The organism is Shewanella psychrotolerans (assembly GCF_019457595.1).
Lineage (GTDB): Bacteria > Pseudomonadota > Gammaproteobacteria > Enterobacterales > Shewanellaceae > Shewanella > Shewanella psychrotolerans.
The window spans coordinates 956,508-974,740 of sequence record NZ_CP080419.1; the positions used below are offsets into that span (position 1 = coordinate 956,508).

At 44.5% G+C, this 18,233-nt stretch carries 13 protein-coding genes and 2 pseudogenes; 4 read left to right on the top strand and 11 right to left on the bottom strand.

The genetic code is table 11. The annotated features are described in order from the left end of the window. Positions 1 to 112: 112 nt before the first annotated feature. From K0I62_RS04240 to K0I62_RS04250, 3 genes and pseudogenes are all read right to left on the bottom strand, one after another. Positions 113 to 3,013, bottom strand: a complete 2,901-nt coding sequence (locus tag K0I62_RS04240) for a valine--tRNA ligase (RefSeq protein ID WP_220070282.1) — start codon at positions 3,011 to 3,013, stop codon at positions 113 to 115. A 20-nt stretch (positions 3,014 to 3,033) separates the two neighbouring features. Next, positions 3,034 to 3,521 (bottom strand): annotated as a pseudogene (locus K0I62_RS04245) (DNA polymerase III subunit chi). 629 nt (positions 3,522 to 4,150) lie between these two features. Continuing rightward, positions 4,151 to 4,666, bottom strand: a pseudogene (locus tag K0I62_RS04250) (IS110 family RNA-guided transposase); the annotation flags it as partial. A 599-nt stretch (positions 4,667 to 5,265) separates the two neighbouring features. Here K0I62_RS04250 and K0I62_RS04255 point away from each other — a divergent pair. Beyond that, a complete protein-coding gene (locus K0I62_RS04255) occupies positions 5,266 to 7,158 on the top strand; it encodes a methyl-accepting chemotaxis protein (protein ID WP_220070284.1) in 1,893 nt (630 codons plus the stop codon). Positions 7,159 to 7,590: 432 nt separating this feature from the next. On the opposite strand, the gene K0I62_RS04260 is transcribed toward K0I62_RS04255, so the two are convergent. The 5 genes from K0I62_RS04260 to pepA form a co-directional block, all read right to left on the bottom strand. Beyond that, positions 7,591 to 8,562, bottom strand: a complete 972-nt coding sequence (locus tag K0I62_RS04260; RefSeq protein WP_220070285.1) for a hypothetical protein — start codon at positions 8,560 to 8,562, stop codon at positions 7,591 to 7,593. After that, complete coding sequence (locus K0I62_RS04265) at positions 8,549 to 8,977, bottom strand: hypothetical protein (RefSeq protein WP_220070286.1); 429 nt, start codon at positions 8,975 to 8,977, stop codon at positions 8,549 to 8,551. Before K0I62_RS04265 ends, K0I62_RS04260 begins: the two co-directional genes overlap by 14 nt. Before the next feature lie 502 nt (positions 8,978 to 9,479). Next, positions 9,480 to 10,376 carry a tetratricopeptide repeat protein gene (locus K0I62_RS04270; RefSeq protein ID WP_258405083.1) on the bottom strand — a complete coding sequence of 299 codons (897 nt, stop codon included), beginning with the start codon at positions 10,374 to 10,376 and terminating at the stop codon, positions 9,480 to 9,482. A gap of 227 nt (positions 10,377 to 10,603) precedes the next feature. Then, positions 10,604 to 11,371, bottom strand: coding sequence for an EAL domain-containing protein (locus K0I62_RS04275; protein WP_220070287.1), 768 nt, complete (start codon positions 11,369 to 11,371; stop codon positions 10,604 to 10,606). Between the two features lie 467 nt (positions 11,372 to 11,838). Beyond that, complete coding sequence (pepA, locus tag K0I62_RS04280) at positions 11,839 to 13,347, bottom strand: leucyl aminopeptidase (protein ID WP_220070288.1); 1,509 nt, start codon at positions 13,345 to 13,347, stop codon at positions 11,839 to 11,841. A gap of 221 nt (positions 13,348 to 13,568) precedes the next feature. Here pepA and lptF point away from each other — a divergent pair, with 221 nt between their 5' ends. Both lptF and lptG read left to right on the top strand, forming a co-directional pair. Further along, the gene (gene lptF / locus K0I62_RS04285; RefSeq protein ID WP_220070289.1) at positions 13,569 to 14,681 is read left to right on the top strand and encodes an LPS export ABC transporter permease LptF; all 1,113 of its coding nucleotides are present in this window, start codon (positions 13,569 to 13,571) and stop codon (positions 14,679 to 14,681) included. Next, positions 14,678 to 15,736, top strand: a complete 1,059-nt coding sequence (gene lptG, locus K0I62_RS04290) for an LPS export ABC transporter permease LptG (RefSeq protein ID WP_220070290.1) — start codon at positions 14,678 to 14,680, stop codon at positions 15,734 to 15,736. The genes lptF and lptG overlap by 4 nt, the downstream gene beginning before the upstream one ends. Before the next feature lie 129 nt (positions 15,737 to 15,865). Here lptG and K0I62_RS04295 read toward each other — a convergent pair whose 3' ends face one another. The 3 genes from K0I62_RS04295 to K0I62_RS04305 are packed head-to-tail and all read right to left on the bottom strand — an operon-like array spanning position 15,866 to position 17,217. After that, positions 15,866 to 16,375 carry an RDD family protein gene (locus K0I62_RS04295; protein ID WP_220070291.1) on the bottom strand — a complete coding sequence of 170 codons (510 nt, stop codon included), beginning with the start codon at positions 16,373 to 16,375 and terminating at the stop codon, positions 15,866 to 15,868. A 59-nt stretch (positions 16,376 to 16,434) separates the two neighbouring features. After that, positions 16,435 to 16,683, bottom strand: a complete 249-nt coding sequence (locus K0I62_RS04300) for a DUF2960 domain-containing protein (RefSeq protein ID WP_220061770.1) — start codon at positions 16,681 to 16,683, stop codon at positions 16,435 to 16,437. A 45-nt stretch (positions 16,684 to 16,728) separates the two neighbouring features. Continuing rightward, positions 16,729 to 17,217 (bottom strand): GNAT family N-acetyltransferase, encoded by a 489-nt coding sequence (locus K0I62_RS04305; RefSeq protein ID WP_220070292.1) that lies wholly within the window; start codon positions 17,215 to 17,217, stop codon positions 16,729 to 16,731. Between the two features lie 309 nt (positions 17,218 to 17,526). On the opposite strand from K0I62_RS04305, the gene K0I62_RS04310 reads away from it, so the two are divergent. Beyond that, a complete protein-coding gene (locus tag K0I62_RS04310; protein WP_220070293.1) occupies positions 17,527 to 18,171 on the top strand; it encodes a YqiJ family protein in 645 nt (214 codons plus the stop codon). Positions 18,172 to 18,233: the final 62 nt, after the last annotated feature.

Sequence of the window (18,233 nt, forward strand, 5' to 3'; positions counted from 1 at the left end):
ACTTGATTCGTTAAATAATAAAAAAGGCAGTCTCGCGACTGCCTCTCTTTTTAAGCGACTAACTAAGCCTTTTCGCTTTCCAGCCCTTAAACCTTCTAGCCTGTAAAAGCGGTTATGCTTCCAACTTGGCAAGTTCTGCTTTTTGCTCGGTGAGCTTGTCCATATCACGCTGGTATTCCGCTTGCTTAGCGCGCTCTTTTTCAATCACGGCAGCAGGGGCTTTGGCCACGAAACCTTGGTTAGACAGCTTACCTTCGATACGCTTAAACTCACCCGCTAGCTTCTCAAGTTGCTTGTCGATACGCGCCATCTCTGCCGCCACATCGATAAGACCTGCCATTGGGATCAATAGCTCCATGTCACCAATCAATTGAGTGGTCGACATAGGCGCAGTTTCACCGTCGCCAAGAATGGTCATGCTTTCAAGTTTGGCCAAGGTCTTAAAGAAGGCTTGGTTAGTCTCGATACGGGCCTTGTCGCGCTCGCTCACGCCACGCAGCAGCGCATTAAGCGGCTTGCTTGGCGCAATGTTTAGCTCGGCGCGGATGTTACGTACCGCAGTGATCACTTGCTTGACCCACTCAAGATCTTCCATCGCAACCGCATCGACTTTATTCGCCTGATACTCAGGGAACGCTGCCAACATCAAGGTGTCGCCTTCAACGCCCGCTAGCGGTTTAACGCGCTGCCAGATGGTCTCAGTTAGGTAAGGCATCATTGGGTGCATCAGGCGCTGCATCGCTTCAAGAATCGTCACCAAGGTGTGGCGAGTACCACGAAGCTGCGCGTCGGTGCCGCTTTGCATCACAGGCTTAGTTAGCTCTAAGTACCAGTCACAGAACTGGTTCCAAGTGAACTCATAGATGGTGTTGGCCGCAAGGTCGAAGCGGTAGCTTTCCATGTGTTCATCGTAAGTCTTAATGGTTTGATTAAACAGTCCGATAATCCAGCGATCGGCTAATGAAAGCTCCATTTCGCCGCCATGTTGGCCACAATCTAATGGCTCGCCTACTGCATCATCTGCAGCATCATCCGATTGCACTTCGGTGTTCATTAACACGTAGCGCGATGCGTTCCAGATCTTGTTACAGAAGCTGCGGTAACCATCGAGGCGCTTCATGTCCCAGTTGATATCGCGGCCAGTTGAAGCCATCGATGCCAAGGTGAAACGTAGTGCGTCAGTACCGTGAGCTTCGATGCCCTCACTAAACTCTTTACGGGTGCTCTTTTCGATTTTTGCGGCTAACTGAGGCTGCATCATGTTGCCGGTGCGCTTCTCAACTAAGGCTTCAAGCTCGATACCGTCAATCATATCCAGTGGATCGAGCACGTTACCCTTAGATTTAGACATCTTGTTACCCGCTTCATCGCGGATAAGGCCCGTCACATAAACCGTCTTAAATGGCACTTGTGGTTTGCCATTTTCATCTTTAATGAAGTGCATGGTCATCATGATCATGCGCGCCACCCAGAAGAAGATGATGTCAAAACCTGTCACCAACACGTCGGTCGGGTGGAAGGTTTTAAGCGCTTGCGTATCTTTAGGCCAGCCCAAGGTAGAGAAGGTCCATAACGCCGAGCTGAACCAGGTATCCAGCACATCTGGATCTTGACGTAGCACAAGGGTGTCAGCTAAGCCGTGTTTGGCACGTACTTCAGCTTCGTCGCGGCCCACATACACTTTACCCGCCTCGTCATACCAAGCCGGAATACGGTGTCCCCACCAAAGCTGGCGTGAGATACACCAATCTTGAATGTCACGCATCCAAGAGTTGTACATGTTCTCATACTGCTGCGGTACAAACTTGATATCACCGTTTTCAACCGCTTCCATGGCGGTTTTCGCCATTGGTGCAACCGCAACATACCATTGGTCTGTCAGTAGCGGCTCAATCACTACGCCTGAGCGATCGCCATAAGGCACTTTTAATCCATGAGGATCAATTTTGCCCAGCAAGCCTAAGGTGTCAAACTCTTCAACGATGGCGCTACGGGCTTTAAAACGATCTAGGCCGGCATAACGCTCAGGCAGACTGTTATCTAGCTCGTTGTTGGCGGTGCCGTCGGTGTTAACCACTTCAGCCGTTGAGCGAATCGCCGCATCAATCGTTAAGATGTTGAACATAGGTAGCCCATGGCGCTTACCCACTTCATAGTCGTTAAAGTCATGGGCAGGGGTGATCTTCACACAACCGGTACCAAACTCCATATCCACATAATCGTCGGCCACAACCGGGATACGACGATTAACGATAGGCAGAATGATAAATTTGCCGATGAGTGATTGATAACGCTCATCATCAGGGTGCACCGCAACCGCACTGTCACCTAACATGGTTTCAGGACGCGTGGTGGCGACTTCTAGGTAGTCTTTACCGTCGGCGGTCAGCGCGCCATCGGCAAGCGGGTAGCGGAAATGCCACATGCTACCTTGCTTCTCTTTGTTCTCAACTTCGAGATCAGAAATTGCAGTGTGTAGTTTGGGATCCCAGTTAACGAGGCGCTTACCACGGTAGATGAGTTCATCTTCATACAGACGAACAAACACCTCTTGTACCGCTTCAGACATCCCTTCGTCCATGGTGAAACGCTCACGATCCCAATCAACCGATGCGCCAAGACGACGTAGCTGCTTAGTGATGGTGCCACCAGATTGGTTTTTCCAATCCCAGATACGCTCGATAAAGGCATCGCGACCGAGATCGTGACGGCTCTTACCCTCTTCGGCTTCCACTTTGCGCTCAACCAACATCTGAGTGGCAATACCGGCATGGTCGGTGCCCACCTGCCAAAGGGTGTTTTTGCCCTTCATGCGCTGGTAACGGGTTAAGGTATCCATGATGGTGTCTTGAAAGGCATGACCCATGTGCAGACTACCCGTCACATTTGGTGGCGGGATCATAATGCAATAGTTGCCCTTTGACTCATCGCCATGTGGCTTAAAGTAACCTTTCTCTTCCCAGTCTTGGTAGAGGCTTTGTTCGATTGACTGTGGGTTGTATGTCTTTTCCATAGGAGCGTGTGCTTCTCAAACTAATTAATTGGTTGTGTTACGCATTTTGGGTCGTTAAGGCGATCCCTAAATCACGGTACTGCCGATAACGATCGCGGGCGATGGTCTTTTTGGCAGCATCGTTAGCAACGAAGTCGATAATCTGGCCAAAGTTTACCGCAAATTGCGGCGCTTGGTCTGCAAGATTAATCAGAAGATGACGTTTTTTATTGGGGCCGAGCTTATCAAAGCCAATTTCCACTGGCGCGCCGCCCGTTGGCCCTTCACCTTTTAGGTTATGGGGCACAAATGCTGTGGGTTCAAACTGCCATAAAATTTCGTCAATGGCGTAGCTCTGTTGTTGGTCATTACAGTGAACATAGACTAACTGCTGGCGAGCAAGTGCCTGCTCTGCAAGTTGGCATGCCAAACGGTATACGTCATCGGTCGCCGATACACTGGTTTGTGCGGCTGATTGCTCTGCCACAGAGGGTGTTTCTGGCATCAGGTAAAACAGGGCGTTTGGCATTATCTGGCTCTATGTTGGCTGAGTCTGACTTGATGATTGACGAAAGGGGAGATTTTACACTAAAAGTGGGGTGTTAAACCATAGGGGGAGGGGATTTGTCGAATAACAAATTGGGTAATATTTTTGGTGGTAGCGTTTGGCCGCATTGTCATTGATTGAGTGGGATTGAAGGTCGCACCTTCATGGTTCTCAATCGCCTGTCCGGCGGGGAATGTGCATGCACTCTTTTGGCACGCTGTGGATGTCCCTATATGCTCCGTGGCGGCATCCATGCCGCCGAGGGCCAAAAGCGCGCATACACTGAGTTATCTGTCTCTTCGATTTAGCGTTGTGAGTCATTTATGGCATAAAAAAACAAGATCGATATGTTTGCTCTCACCCTACTTAAATCTAAGCGACAACGTCAATGTTATTATCCTTACCTAAGAGAGCATCGACAGCTTGGGTGAGAGGACTTTCTTTTATTCCGTGTAAGCAATTGCTCAATCTGCGCAAATTAGTTTCTGACCAAGTGTCAAGACACCACCCTCGGTTATCTAACGATTGGTTAATAAACCATTCAATCGCATATTGCTTCGCTTCGGAGATAGCGTCTTCTAGGAATGCTAATGCTTCTTCTACGGTATCTCCATTGGTTCACCTTTATCTGCTAGCCATTGGAACAGCTTTTTCATATGGGCATGGCCTCTAGGGAAGCTCATACCAAACTCAAGCAACATTGAGCCAATTCTATTCATGCTGGCAGTTCTTTCTTTGATGTAGCCGGAACGTATACGACGAATGACAGTGGCGACTTGTGCGGTTTCACTTTTTGGTGATGTGAATCTCATGCTAGGCCTCATTGCCGCTTCAGCAATGGCATCAGCATCAATGAAGTCATTTTTGTGAGTTTTAACGTAAGGTTTTACATATTGAGCGGGGATCAATTTAACTTGATGACCATATGACTCACATTTTCTAGCCAGCCAATGGCAGCCACCACAGGCTTCCATTGCAATGATGGTTGGCTCTTGAATGGATAAGAATTGAATCAGCCTCGGTCTGGTTAATTTCTTACGAAGCACTTCCCTCCCTGCATAGTCATGAGCAATAAGATGAAATGTGCTTTTACCTAAATCAATCCCTATAACGCGAAAGTTAGACATGATGATCACCTCTTCTTTGTTAACCAGGCAAACTGGAGTTTAACACTAGGTTGGGGCGTACCATCTTATTAATGAGTGAGATTCTTAGAAAAAGTTATTAGTTTAAGATTTACATAATGGAATTAAAATTTAGGTATTCAGCTTTCATTGGGTTATTTAGTTAGTTTTTAACCTGTGTTAGCGATTGCTAAATTTGGATTTGGTGATGTGCTATTTAACGCTATTTTTTTTACTCGAGTAAATAGCGTAAGCTTTTGTTATTTAAGAAAAGTTTGATGGTGGGGTAGAAATAGTAATAACTACGTCTTGTTGAAATAGATTTTTATACTATTTTTACTTAGTAAAGTCTTAGTTAATAAGGGGGGAAGATCACATTTTTCAATTTATTCAGATAGCTATTGCTTAATGTTTTTGAAAAAAGTTAGGTGACACATATCACATACCAGTGATGTTTAATAAGTAAAATTTAGATTAGTTGAAGCTTATGTAGTGCTTTGTATAGTTTTTGATTTTGAACTAAATGAGGTTCGCTAAGCATAGATATTACAATAGGGTTATTTGTAAAAAAGCTAAACTTAACAATGGATTGAGGTAGTGGTATGCATAATTGGAGTGTTAAAAACAAGCTGTCTGTTGGCTTTGGTGTTGTTATCTTATTGACTATATTATTAGGAGGTGTTTCTCTTTTTTCATTAGATAGAATTCAAACTACAGTTGAGAATCAAAAGGTAGTCGATGATTTCAGCGCTTACATTACCCTAGCAGGACAAGCTCGCCGTGAATATCTTAAGGATTTTGATTCACAAACTGCAGCTAAAGTCGTTAGTTCGCTAAAGGCCGCGTCGCTAATGACTCAAAATGAATTAAGAGTCGGAGCTGATGAAAACAGTTTGGCTTTGCTACAAGAGCTTAAGGGATATATTGATCGTTATTTAGATATTTTTACTAATATAGATAACGCTACAAAACGGCTTAGGCAAACAGAAAATTCTTTAGTTGCAAGCATTAATACTAGCAGCGAAATGTTGTCAGAACTTAAAAAATACTTTACCGGTAGGAATATTGATAGCGAGTTACAGCTATCACTCGCTAACTTAGAGACGCAATTTTATGTTAGTCGTTATTCGGTTTTGAGTATGATGTTAGGTAATTCAAAAGAAGATCGTGTGCGCTCTGCCGTTGCTGAACTTGAAAACCAGCTGGCAAACGTTCAAACGCAAATGACGAATCAGCAAGAAGTTGAATTAGTTAATGGTGTTAAGGAAAGTTTCAACAGCTATTTAGATAAAGTTTTTTCTGTTGTTAAGATTAAAGAAGAGCAACACAACTTTGGTGAAAAGTTGGTTGGTGAGGCTAGTAATATAGTTAAAGATAGTAAAAAAATACGCCTATTTCAGGATGAAGAAAGAGAGACCGCTACTTATAGAGCGTATTTTGTTGTTTTAGTCACAATGATAATTGCTATTGTTGCAGGCATATCAGCAACTATATTTATTAATAATGGTATCGTTCCGCCATTAAAATCAGTATTAGAAATCGCGCAAAATATAAGTGACGGAAATCTTACATCAGATATTTACGTTGATCGTAAGGATGAGTTAGGACTATTACAGTCAGCGATTAAAACGATGAATACTAATTTGCGTGATGTCATCACCAAAGTGAAGGGCTCCTCATTACAGCTTGCAACATCGGCTTCTGAGCTTTCAGCTGTTACAGAACAAACTAGCATGAGCGCACGCAATCAAAAAGATCAAACCGATCAAGTTGCTACGGCTATGAATGAAATGACTGTTACGGTAGCTGAGGTTGCTCGTAATACAGAAACTGCAGCGGATGCAGTACAGCAGGCTGATAAAAATGTTGCTGAAGCGAGTGCTAAAATCGTTACCGTGATAAGTAAAGTTGAAGAGCTGAGTGCGAAAATGACCCAATCTTCAGCTGCGATGGAGAGCATGGTCAGTAGTAGCGATCAAATCGGCAGCATCATGGATGTGATTAAAGGTATTGCTGAACAGACTAATCTGCTGGCACTAAATGCCGCAATTGAGGCTGCCCGTGCTGGTGAGTCTGGTCGAGGATTTGCTGTGGTTGCCGATGAAGTGAGGGGATTAGCTCAGCGTACTCATGATTCTACCTCTGAAATTGAACAGATAATTGGCAAGCTGCAAAGTTCGGCAGGACAAGCTGCGGTTGAAGTCGGTGATAGCTTTAATGCTACTAATGAACTTGTTGATTTAATAGGTCAAATTAATAGTTCTTTGATTACGATTGCAGATCTTACTCGTCATATTCGTGATATGGATGAGCAGATCGCGACTGCAGCGGAGGAACAAACAACGGTTGCAGAGGATATTAATCGTAACATCATTAGTGTTAGGGATGAGGCTGAACAAGCATTTGCTGCAAATGAACAAACGGCATTGGCTAGTGGTCAATTAGCTCAATTAGGTAATGAGCTGCAAGATGTTGTATCACAGTTTAAAGTTTAACTAATCTGAATTAGGTTGATCAGCATATGCTGATCTTTCAGATATTATTTTGTTCTCATCTATTTGTTTAGCTTAATTATTAACTTAAAGCTTGAGCTACAATGCTCAAGCTTTTAAGTGAGAATCTATTTTCTACATAACGCCTTTATTATAGAAGTTAATCCAACACATAAGGTCGTTCCTTCACATCTGTCCCATAAGGATATGGGGCATGTCAGTGTGATGTATAGAGCATCGCTGACCCAGTGATCATGACATTGGTATATTCATATCGATCACCACCAGACAGGTGTTAAGTCACAGCGAAGGTTAACGTTTCATTAACCCTCACCGCAGGTGATAAATGGCCATGAAGGTACGACCTTCATACGGTAGTAATGTGATGGACGCCGCAGCACCTAAACTTGGCCACTACAAGGCATCTATAAATACCTAATTTGGCACTACACGTAGGTTATAAGCAGAAAATATTAACCATTGAGATTGAACTCGCTTCATGAAAAATTTCTGTTTTACAACCGTAGGATTTGATTGAGTGTTATATGTGACATTCACGAATGCCTTTCCGTCGATGGGTTTGCTTTCTAGCAACTCAACTTTTTTTATATCTTTGATCTGTTTATCAAAAAGGTCTTGCAAATACCGATCACTATACTCTCTCTTGTTAACTAAATAACCAGATAAGGCATCATCAGTTAGTTTACCTGCTTTTAATTTTGTAAATAGCTCTGAGAGCACTTCGTCGGGTTGCTTAGCGATCTTATCGATATGGCTTTGCTGAAGCTGTTTGTAATTTTCGTTGAACTCGTCGATAGCGAGTAACAGCAAATCATGTTCATTTTTGGGAAGTGGGTAAGCATATATCAATGGGTTTTTGGCGGTGCGTTGACTACGTAATTCTGCCCATTTGCTTAAATATGAAGATTTGCTTGCCATGTCTAATAATATTGGTTTGTCTTTGTCTTCATAATGTCGAAACTTGGGAATATTCTTCAATAAATCAGCGAGTACTGTAGATTGCATATCGACTCTTACGGATTTGCTCCACGGAAAGACGCTCGCTTGCATAATGTTGTTGAATCTAACCCCATCAGGATCAGTATAAATTATGTCAAATTGAGGCAGTGATGCTTGCTTGCTCATCGACATCTTAAATTCTTGTTCCGCAGTGACTTCAGATACACATTTGAAACCACTTATTTCTAATGTACCCGAAGAAGTAAAATTGGCAGGTAACCCTACCGAAACATCGACCAGAAAATTTCCTTTCTTCAGGCTGGAATGATATTTAACATCATACTGGCAATCGGCTGCCAAAGTATTTGCGCTAATTAATAACGATAGCGTTAATAAGGCATATTTACTGAGGGTATTTTTTTCTATCCTAGAATTACATTGATGCATACCATTTCCCTTGATACTTAGTAAAGCGTGGTTGTCTTGGCGCTTCGACTTCTATGATTGCTTGAGATTCACCTGTTCTACCGGTAAAGAATTTGATTGAAGCGTGCTCCGCTTTCGATAGCATCTCCAAATATTGCTGAAACCTTTCATTTTCAATATCAAAAGCTTGCAACATGTTATTCCATTTTTTACGTTCACCGTCAGAACCAGAAACAATGTGAAGTCTTTTTAAGTCGGTTGGCAAAAAATAATTGTATAAGTATGCCTCTGCAGAAGAGTTAGCATCTTTGCCATCAATATATAGGTGGTGTAGCAGGGCGCGTATCTGTGCTTTATCTTCGGTATGTTCATCGATTGATGTTGCGTTGGCTGCATTGGCAACTAACAGTAATCCAATCATGAGAAATCGCATCATATAAAATTCCTTTTTTATATTATTCTTAGCTAAATAAGCTAATCAAATAAACAGGGTCAAATTAACAGGGACAGAATAAATTTTGAGGGAGTGGGTTGGTGCATGGTGATTGGCTTTCATTCCCTGAATGGCGTAGTCGATGCTTGAGTCGAGTTGGCCTAGCTCTGTCCTTGAGTGCCGATACTTTAATCTATTTTGCGACATTAATTCAATATTCGGAGCCATATTTTATTGAAATTTTTTTCGTAAAAATAATAGCTTGTCTTAGTGAGAGTTCAGTGAGGTTAAATCGAAGAGACGTTGGATACCGAGTGTAAACGCGACAGTGGCTTTTGCCAGCAGCGCTTCTCGTTCGTTAATGCAAAGCTAACTTCACTCACCGTGTCGCACAAGCGTTTACACATTCCTCGCCAGGCTGTCGTTAAGTCACAGCGAAGGGGGGGCGAAAAGGGACACTCGTCCCTTTTCTTTGGCCGCGGTGCTGCAGCGTGGGCAGTTTGAATTAGACCTCGCTAGATGATATCAATACATCGAACTTAGGATTGTCTCGCAGGTTAGCAAAATCGGCTTCGTTGGCGGCGACCTCCCTGAAGGAGACGCTGTTTTCAATGGCTTGTTCTAAGTCAGAAAGCGCGCGATCTTCTTGTCCTAAACAGGCAAAGGCACAGGCTCGTTGGTAGAGTGCATGGGCATTGCCGCCATCGACTTCGAGTACCCGATTGCATAGACTGAGTGCCCAGTTAAATTCGCGCATCTCCATCGCGGCATCAGCTTTGTAGGTCATGGCTTCTAAATCGCCGGGGCGAATACTTAAGATCTCGTTGTAGACAGAGATCTTTTGTTCAGGAGTTTGTGCACTTTGAGCATGCAGCCAAAGGGTGTGGATTTCGTTGATGATTTCGATTTCACGGTTGTTTTTTGTGATGATATGACTCTTGCGCTTTAGGTCGTGCTCAAGATCCTTGAACTTATTCTCATATTGTTCAGTGATTTTCTGTAACTGTTCGGCGGCAAGTTTAGCGGTATTGGTTTTAATCTCTCGCAGCGACTGCCAGCCAATAAAGGCGATCAGTGAGGCGACACCAGCGATGATATAGAAGAAGTAAGTCACGGTGACGTTGGCGTAATTAAGGGATTTATCGGCCACCGCCAGTTCACGGTCGGTAATATCTACCGTCATGCGGCGCTCTAAATCTTGCTGCTCCATTCTCAGCGCCTTGAGCTCGTCTAAGATGTAGCGTTCGATTAATGGCCTATCCAGAATATCGAGATCCGTATGACGATTATCGACGGTTGCAGGCGTCACTTTTTCTACGGTTTCATCGTTTGCAGCGCTACTCACATCGAAGGTGAGAGTGACGAGTAGAACTGTGATTAGGGAGATAAACAGGCGAAACATGGTCGATTCCTTTGGACTTTGGTGAAGCAATTCATCGAGAGATGGCTAAAATAGAGCTATACCCTAACAAGTTACACTGTTTGATGCCAATTTAGCTAATTGTTATAGCGTAATAAACTCAGTGTTTCAGGTGTCGAAGTCGGGGAAGTTGCTCGAGGGCTTTGACTTGCCTTTGGGTTCAAGTGCCGGACAGTAACCCCGCTGGTGGTGTGGCGAGGGGAGCGCGGTTAATCCTGAGGGAATTTGATCTCAGGTAGACACTCGAATCCGGGTTTGGCAAATAGATACCCCTGCATTAATTCGATACCGATATCTTTCAGCCAGTTCATCTCACCTTGAGTTTCTATCCCTTCGGCCAGGATGGTGATATTGAGATCGCGACAAATATTCAGTGTATGTTTAACGATTGATTGGCGTACCTTATCTTGGTCGACATTTCGAATCAGCGCCATATCCAGCTTTATGATATTGGTTTGAAAATCGGCCAGTAGGCCTAGCCCTGCGTAGCCTGCTCCAAAATCATCAATAGCGGTAATGAAACCGAGCGAGCGGTAATATTCCACCACACGTTTTACATGACCACAGTCTTCAATTTTTTCCGCTTCGGTAAATTCAAACATGATCCTTTCTGTCGGGAAACCATACTGTTTTGCGGCGGCCAGCGTCGTACGAATACAGCGTTCTGGTTGATAGATGGCTTTTGGCAGGAAGTTAATGCTTAACATCCCTTCTAGCTTCAGCTCTGCTGCGAGCTTTATTGCTTTAACGCGGCAGGTTTGATCGAAAGCGTAACGATTCTCGTTGTTGACTTGAGCGATAATTGAGTAAGCCGATTCGTTATTTGGGCCACGCACTAGGGCTTCGTAACCATATATTTTTTGAGTGGCAACATTGACGATTGGCTGAAATGCCATAGTGAAATCAAAGGGAAGCTTTTCATTGTTGGCGCAATTACTACATGAAGTGCTCGCTAAAAGTGAATCATGTGCTTCCATTTAATACCCTTCTCTATTGTGTCTATCACTTCTGTTTATATTGATAATGGCAGACTATTAGTAAACCAGTATAGCGTATATCAGGACGATTAATATCGATAAATTTTAGTCAGTTGCTTACGTTCACCAAGTTCATTACGTGTTTAATATCATAGACGTTCAAAACGAGTGAAGCGCATAGTTGAACTAGGCTAAAACTCGTTAACACAGCATCAAAAGTGCTAAAAATCGCCTGTTAGGCGTGTTTCTTCGCTTGCTACTTCAGAGTTGAATAGCCTCCCAAGGGAACAATCATTCCGTCATCCATTCGCCTTGGATTAGTGGCCAAAAAACACGATGAGTCGATCACTTTCTTATACTGATTGATATAAGACCAAAGACCCTGTTGGTTGAGGTAATAAAAAGGTGAAGCACTGCTTCACCTTTTTATTTCGCTAATTAGCGTCGACAGTGACTATTGCCTGGGGCTATTCGCCTTGTTCAACGCCTGCGCGATTGATCAAGAACTGGGTCAATAATGGTACAGGACGACCAGTAGACCCCTTGTTTGCACCGCTATTCCAGGCTGTGCCGGCAACGTCCAGATGCGCCCAGTTATACTTCTTGGCAAAACGCGACAGGAAGCAGGCCGCTGTGATTGCGCCAGCTGGACGACCACCTAAGTTGGTCATGTCGGCAAATGGGCTTTCGAGGTGTTCTTGATACTCATCCCAAATTGGCATACGCCATGCGCGGTCACCACTTTGCTCGCCTGCATTGAGCAGCTCATGGGCGAGTGGGTTATGTGATGAGAATAGACCCGATGCATGTTTACCTAATGCGATCACACAGGCGCCGGTTAGGGTTGCTGTATCCACCACAAGTTCTGGGTCGAAACGCTCAACATAGGTCAGAACATCACACAGTACCAGACGACCTTCAGCATCGGTATTTAATACTTCAACTGTTTGACCTGACATTGTGGTTAAGATATCGCCTGGGCGATAAGCGTTGCTTGATGGCATGTTTTCACAGCCAGCCAAAATACCTACCACATTGATGGGGAGGTTGAGTTCGCAAAGGGCCTTCATGGCACCAATAACACCTGCCGCGCCGCCCATGTCGTACTTCATCTCATCCATGGCTTCACCTGGCTTAAGAGAAATACCGCCTGAGTCGAAGGTAAGGCCTTTACCGACTAATACAATCGGTTTTTCAGTGCTATCGACTGCGCCTTTGTATTCCATTACGGTCATAATGGATTCGTTATCACTACCACGACCCACTGCTAGGTATGAGTTCATACCCAGTTTAGCCATCTGTTCTTCACCTACCGTTGTTACCGTTAGGTTGTCAAAGTTCTCTGCAATTTGGCGAGCCTGTGAAGACAAAAAGGCTGGGTTGCAGATGTTAGGTGGCATGTTTGCTACGTCACGACAGAGGTGCATCCCCGATGAGACGGCCATGCCGTGTTCGATTGCTCGTTCGCCAACGGTGAGTTCACGACGGGTTGGCACATTAAACACGAGCTTACGCAGCGGGCGACGAGTTTCACCTTTACGGGTTTTTAAGGCATCGAAGCTGTATAGGCTGTTTTGTGTGGTTTCAACCGCTTCACGTACTTTCCAGTACGTATCACGGCCTTTAACGTGCAGTTCGGTCAGGAAGCAAACCGCTTCCATTGAACCTGTTTCGTTCAAGGTGTTGATGGTTTTAGTGATGATCTGCTTGTACTGGCGTTCGTCTAGTTCTCGTTCTTTGCCACAACCCACAAGAAGGACGCGTTCACTTAACACGTTAGGCACATGATGCAACAGCAGCATCTGACCCGGTTTACCTTCTAAATCGCCGCGGCGAAGTAGGTTGCTAATGTAGCCTTCACTGATTTTATCCAGTTGCTCAGCAATACCAGAGAGGCGTCTAGGTTCATAGACACCAACGACAATACAGGCCGAACGTTGCTTTTCCGGGCTGCCGCTCTTAACGCTAAACTCCATGAGCTCTCCTAGATTCTTAAAGACAAATTTTATTATTTATTAGATAATGTCTGCTTATGTCCAAATCGGACTTAAAAATTGGTACACCAATGTTAATTTTTCGGGTGTTTGTCTACCATTTTTAGTTAATGGTTGGTCACAAAACTACCAAAAGTAGACAGTCTACATGAAAAGTGGGCTGATACCAGCATAAATATAAGTTTAGGGACTGAATCCTGCCTGTGATTGTATTTAGATACTTGATTCGAGAAGTTTTAAAAGCCCAAATGGCGGTACTTTTAGTACTGTTAGCTATTTTTATTAGCCAACATTTTGTTCGGGTGCTTGCTGATGCGTCCGAAGGCGAGTTTCCCGCCTCGCTCGTGATGACCCTATTGGGGCTAAATCTACCTTATCTTGCTGTGCTAGTGGTACCTTTGAGTCTCTTTTTAGGGATTTTGGTGGCCCATGGCCGCATGTATGCCGAGAGCGAGATGGTGGTGTTTCATGGGGTAGGTATTAGTGAATGGTATATTACCCGTGTCACCTTGCTATTGGCGTTTGCCAACATGTTGTTTACTGGCTTTTTATCTATTTACGTCACTCCTTGGGCTGAAGAGACCCAAAACCGCGTATTAGAAAATGCACAGTCGGAGGCTGGACTCGCAGCGTTAACTCAAGGCCGCTTTCAAACAAGTCCCAATGGTCGGGCGGTATTGTTTGTTGAGCGTATCGGTCGCGATAATCGTTTAGATAAAGTATTTGTTGCTCAATTACCCGATCCTGAAGATGGCAGTGGCGAGGCTAACATTGTTGTGGCTCAAGGCGGCAGCATCGTTGAAGATGAGACAGGAGCACAGCGTTTAAAGCTTAATGATGGCACTCAGTATCAAAGCAAGCCTAAGCAGCTCGATTATCAAGTGGCTGACTTTGTGGGTTACGAGATGCAGATTAAGGAGCAAGAGGTTGATCAGCGAAGACGTAAGTTGTCTGCATTGCCTATCGCTCAGCTTCGCGATACCGAAGGTCCTGGTGCCGTCGCCGAATTTCATTGGCGTTTAGCTATTCCACTGTCGATTCCCTTTATGACTCTGATTGCCGTGCCTATGGCGAGGGTGAATGTGCGTCAGGGTAAGTTTGCTAAGATGTTCCCCGCCATTTTGCTCTATTTAGGCTATTTCGGTCTGATGATTGCGGGGCGTAAGGCGCTCGAAGATGAGGTGGTACCAGCATATTTGGGGATGTGGTGGATTCATGCATCGGCACTCTTTATGGGGATATTGCTATTGGGTAAAGAAAGACCTGTTGGAGTTAAACTTTCTGGGCTGCTTAAACGTAAGAAGGTGGCTGCGTGAGAATTTTAGATCTCTATATCTCAAGAGTATTGTTAAGCACCTCCGCCTTATGTTTACTTGTGCTAACCGGGTTGTCGGGCATTATTAAATGGGTCGATCAACTGCGCTTAGTCGGCCGCGGTACCTATAGTATGGTGGATGCGGGCGTCTATGTATTGTTTCTCATTCCCCGCGATATTGAGATGTTTTTCCCTATGGCCGTGTTGCTCGGTGCACTCATTGGCATGGGGATGCTCGCCTCTAACTCTGAGTTAGTGGTGATGCAATCATCTGGGCTTTCAAGGTTTCAGATCACCCTGTCAGCAATGAAAACGGCTGTGCCTTTGATGATGTTAGTCATGGCGCTGGGCGAATGGGGCGCGCCAGTTGCAGAGCGTCATGCTAAAGAGTTGCAAGCGGTAAAACTTTCCGGTGGTAGCCTGTTTAAGTCGAGTCGTGGGATCTGGGCCAAAGATGGCGACCTGTTCGTGAATATAGGCGAAGCAGAAAATATCAATAGCTTACATAATGTGATGCTGTATCAGTTTGATGACAACCTTAAGTTGATCAATACAATTGAGGCCAAACGTGGTATCTATTCACAAGACCATTGGCGTCTTTTAGATGTGCGCCAAACTAAGATAAGCCAAGATAGCGTTGCGATTACGGATCTGACCCTGTATCGATGGGATTCGACCTTAACGCCAGATAAGCTCAGCGTCGTATCGGTAAAACCTGAGGCGCTCTCGATTCAAGGTTTGGTCGATTATCTCGAGTATTTAAAGATAAACAATCAAGATTCAGGACGCTACGAGCTGGCACTATGGCGTAAGGTGATGCAACCCATTACGGTTGCGGTAATGATGTTGGTTGCCTTGTCATTTGTGTTTGGACCGCTGCGCACTGTGACCATGGGGGGGCGTGTTCTATTAGGGGTTGTGGCAGGTTTTAGCTTTTATATCTGTAATGAGATTTTTGGGCCTATGACCTTAGTTTATGGGTTACCCGCAATCGTTGGTGCGATAATGCCCCCCATTATTTTTAGTGGCGTGGCGATCTACTATATTCGAAAATAGCGTAGACTGAGCATATCCTGATGCTAAGCAGACTAATAAAAAAGGACCCTAGAGGTCCTTTTTTATTAGTAGGTTAACGCGGCTAAAGTTGCGATGAGCCGCTTACACCGCGATTACGAACCAAGCGATTTACACGCCATGCCAGTTACGCATTTGATTGGCTTCTTTCGATAGCACCACCACTTCAGAGCGGGTCATCATGTCTTGCAATGCGAGTTTATCGCCGTTAATTAAGATCCACAAATTGCCAATCCCCAACAAAGACCAGATTAGCCGAGCAGCTGCGGTGATCATACTTAGGCTCTGACCGTTAGGATGTTGGATCTTCAGACGCCAAGCGCGCATGCCGAGTGTCTGACCACCGTAACTCCAAAACAGGATATAGAATAGACCGACACATAAGGTGATCCATAGCTGGTAAATGCCTTTGTAAAGCGGTGTGCCATTGAGTAAATCTGAAACATGTTCGAAACCGTTCATCGACAAGAGCCCTGATGAACTTAAAGCGGTAAAGATGCCAAACCCTATGGCGCCAGCAATCATATATACCGCAACAGCCAGTAAAAGATCATAAATAATGGCGCCTAGGCGGCGAAAAAATCCTGCCCGCGGAAAGTTAGCGTGTTCACTATTGGACATCTGAGTTCCTACATCTAGTGGTAAACGAGAATGCGTAAAGCGATAGTTTATCGAACTGCTTATTCAATTTCATCACGAATAAAATGGATGTTGGTAAAACCGAAGCGTTCAAACTCCTTAAGGCGATAATCTTTCACGGCTTGTGAGCCTTTAGAGGTCATCGCGACTTGGGCTTCCATTGCGTGATAACGGGTGAGATCGACACCCTCAGCAGCAGCAACCGCCTCATACATGTCGTTGAACTTATCGTAAACAAAGTTGATCTCTTTATATTGCTTCTTGAAGGTGTAACCGACTCTACGGGCCATATCATTCTCTTAAATATTTATATTTTAAATTCATCGACTTAAAAACTACTTATCAGATAACTGATACACCATATAGCAGGCATCTTCGGGGTAGTTGTCGAGGGGTTTGTCGATTATACGCGATTTAAACCCAAGACGGTGCCAATAAGTGTTCGCCCCCTGCACGGCGACCAAAGACAGGGTGTCAAAATTGAGTTGTTTTGCCTTATTGACCAAGCGGTTAAAGACTTTCTCCCCAGCGCCTAATCCCCGAGCTTTATGTGAAAAAACGATATCATGAAGGTAGAGCGTATCGGCATCGCTCGGTCTATCGATAACCTGCTCTAGGCTTGGTGGTTGGTTGATATACCAAGGGTGGGCTAAACAGTAACCTAACACGTGATCATCAACATCAAGTACATAACAAGACTCTGGTGCAACTAAGGCTTTACTCTGCAACGCTGCTAAGGATTCATGAACGATATCGGGATAACACTCCTCCTGAATGGTTAAAATTGCTGGCCAGTCCGTTGGAATTATATGACGAATGTTCATGATGCTTATATCGCTTATTCTTAGAGTTAATGTTATTCGAATGAGGGCTGAGCGATTTTCGATGATCTCACAGTATGATTAGCTAATCAATTATCTGCTAACGCACTACGCACCTTGAGGGCTGTATTTTTAGTCGGCTTATCTGAGTCTTGAATGTTTCATTTGCCTATTCAGTCTGTTACCCTAAATCGCTAATTATTTAAATCCAGTTCGCACATCAGCCTCAACATTTTTGCTATGGTCTTGGGGCACAAAGTAAGTGTAAAACATTAATTAGGCCTTAATCATCTCTTGGTGAAGGCTATTCTCATGGAGAGAGATGAGGTGGATTTTTTACTTCTGTCAGATAACTTACCTTTTAGTTTAGCTATCGCCTTTGTCGTGCTGTTAGGCATAGTTGAAGGTATTTCTATGGTATTGGGCGTAAGCTTATTTGGCTTACTCGACGACCTATCACCTATCGATCTTGATGCCGATGTCGATACAGGGGTAACGGGGATCACCGGTGTTGTGGGCTGGTTATGCCTAGATCGCTTACCCTTACTCATCTGGCTGGTCTTGATGCTCACCAGCTTTGCTATTGCCGGCTTCTCTATCAATTATATTGCCTTGATAGTCTATTCATCCCTACCTGTGATCATTAGCCTGCCTATAGCGCTATTATTTACCGCATTATCCTGCCGATTTTTAGGCGCTAAGTTAGCCTCGCTATTACCTAAAAACGAATCTTCGGCCATTTCTGTCGATGAGTTGTCTGGATTGGTGGGGGTGATCACCGTGGGTTGCGCCCGGCGCGGATTTCCAAGTGAAGCTGCGGTGCGCGATGGCTTTAATCAAAAGCATTATGTGTTAGTCGAACCTGAGTTTGAAGCGTTCGAGTTTCCTAAAGGCACACAAGTCGTGTTGCTTCAGCGCGTAGGAAAGGTATGGTCAGCGGCAAAGATTAACGATTGACGTTTCTTTGTCTTGTCAATAACGGGCATTACCAGTGCCACTGGTGATGTTTTTCAACGATA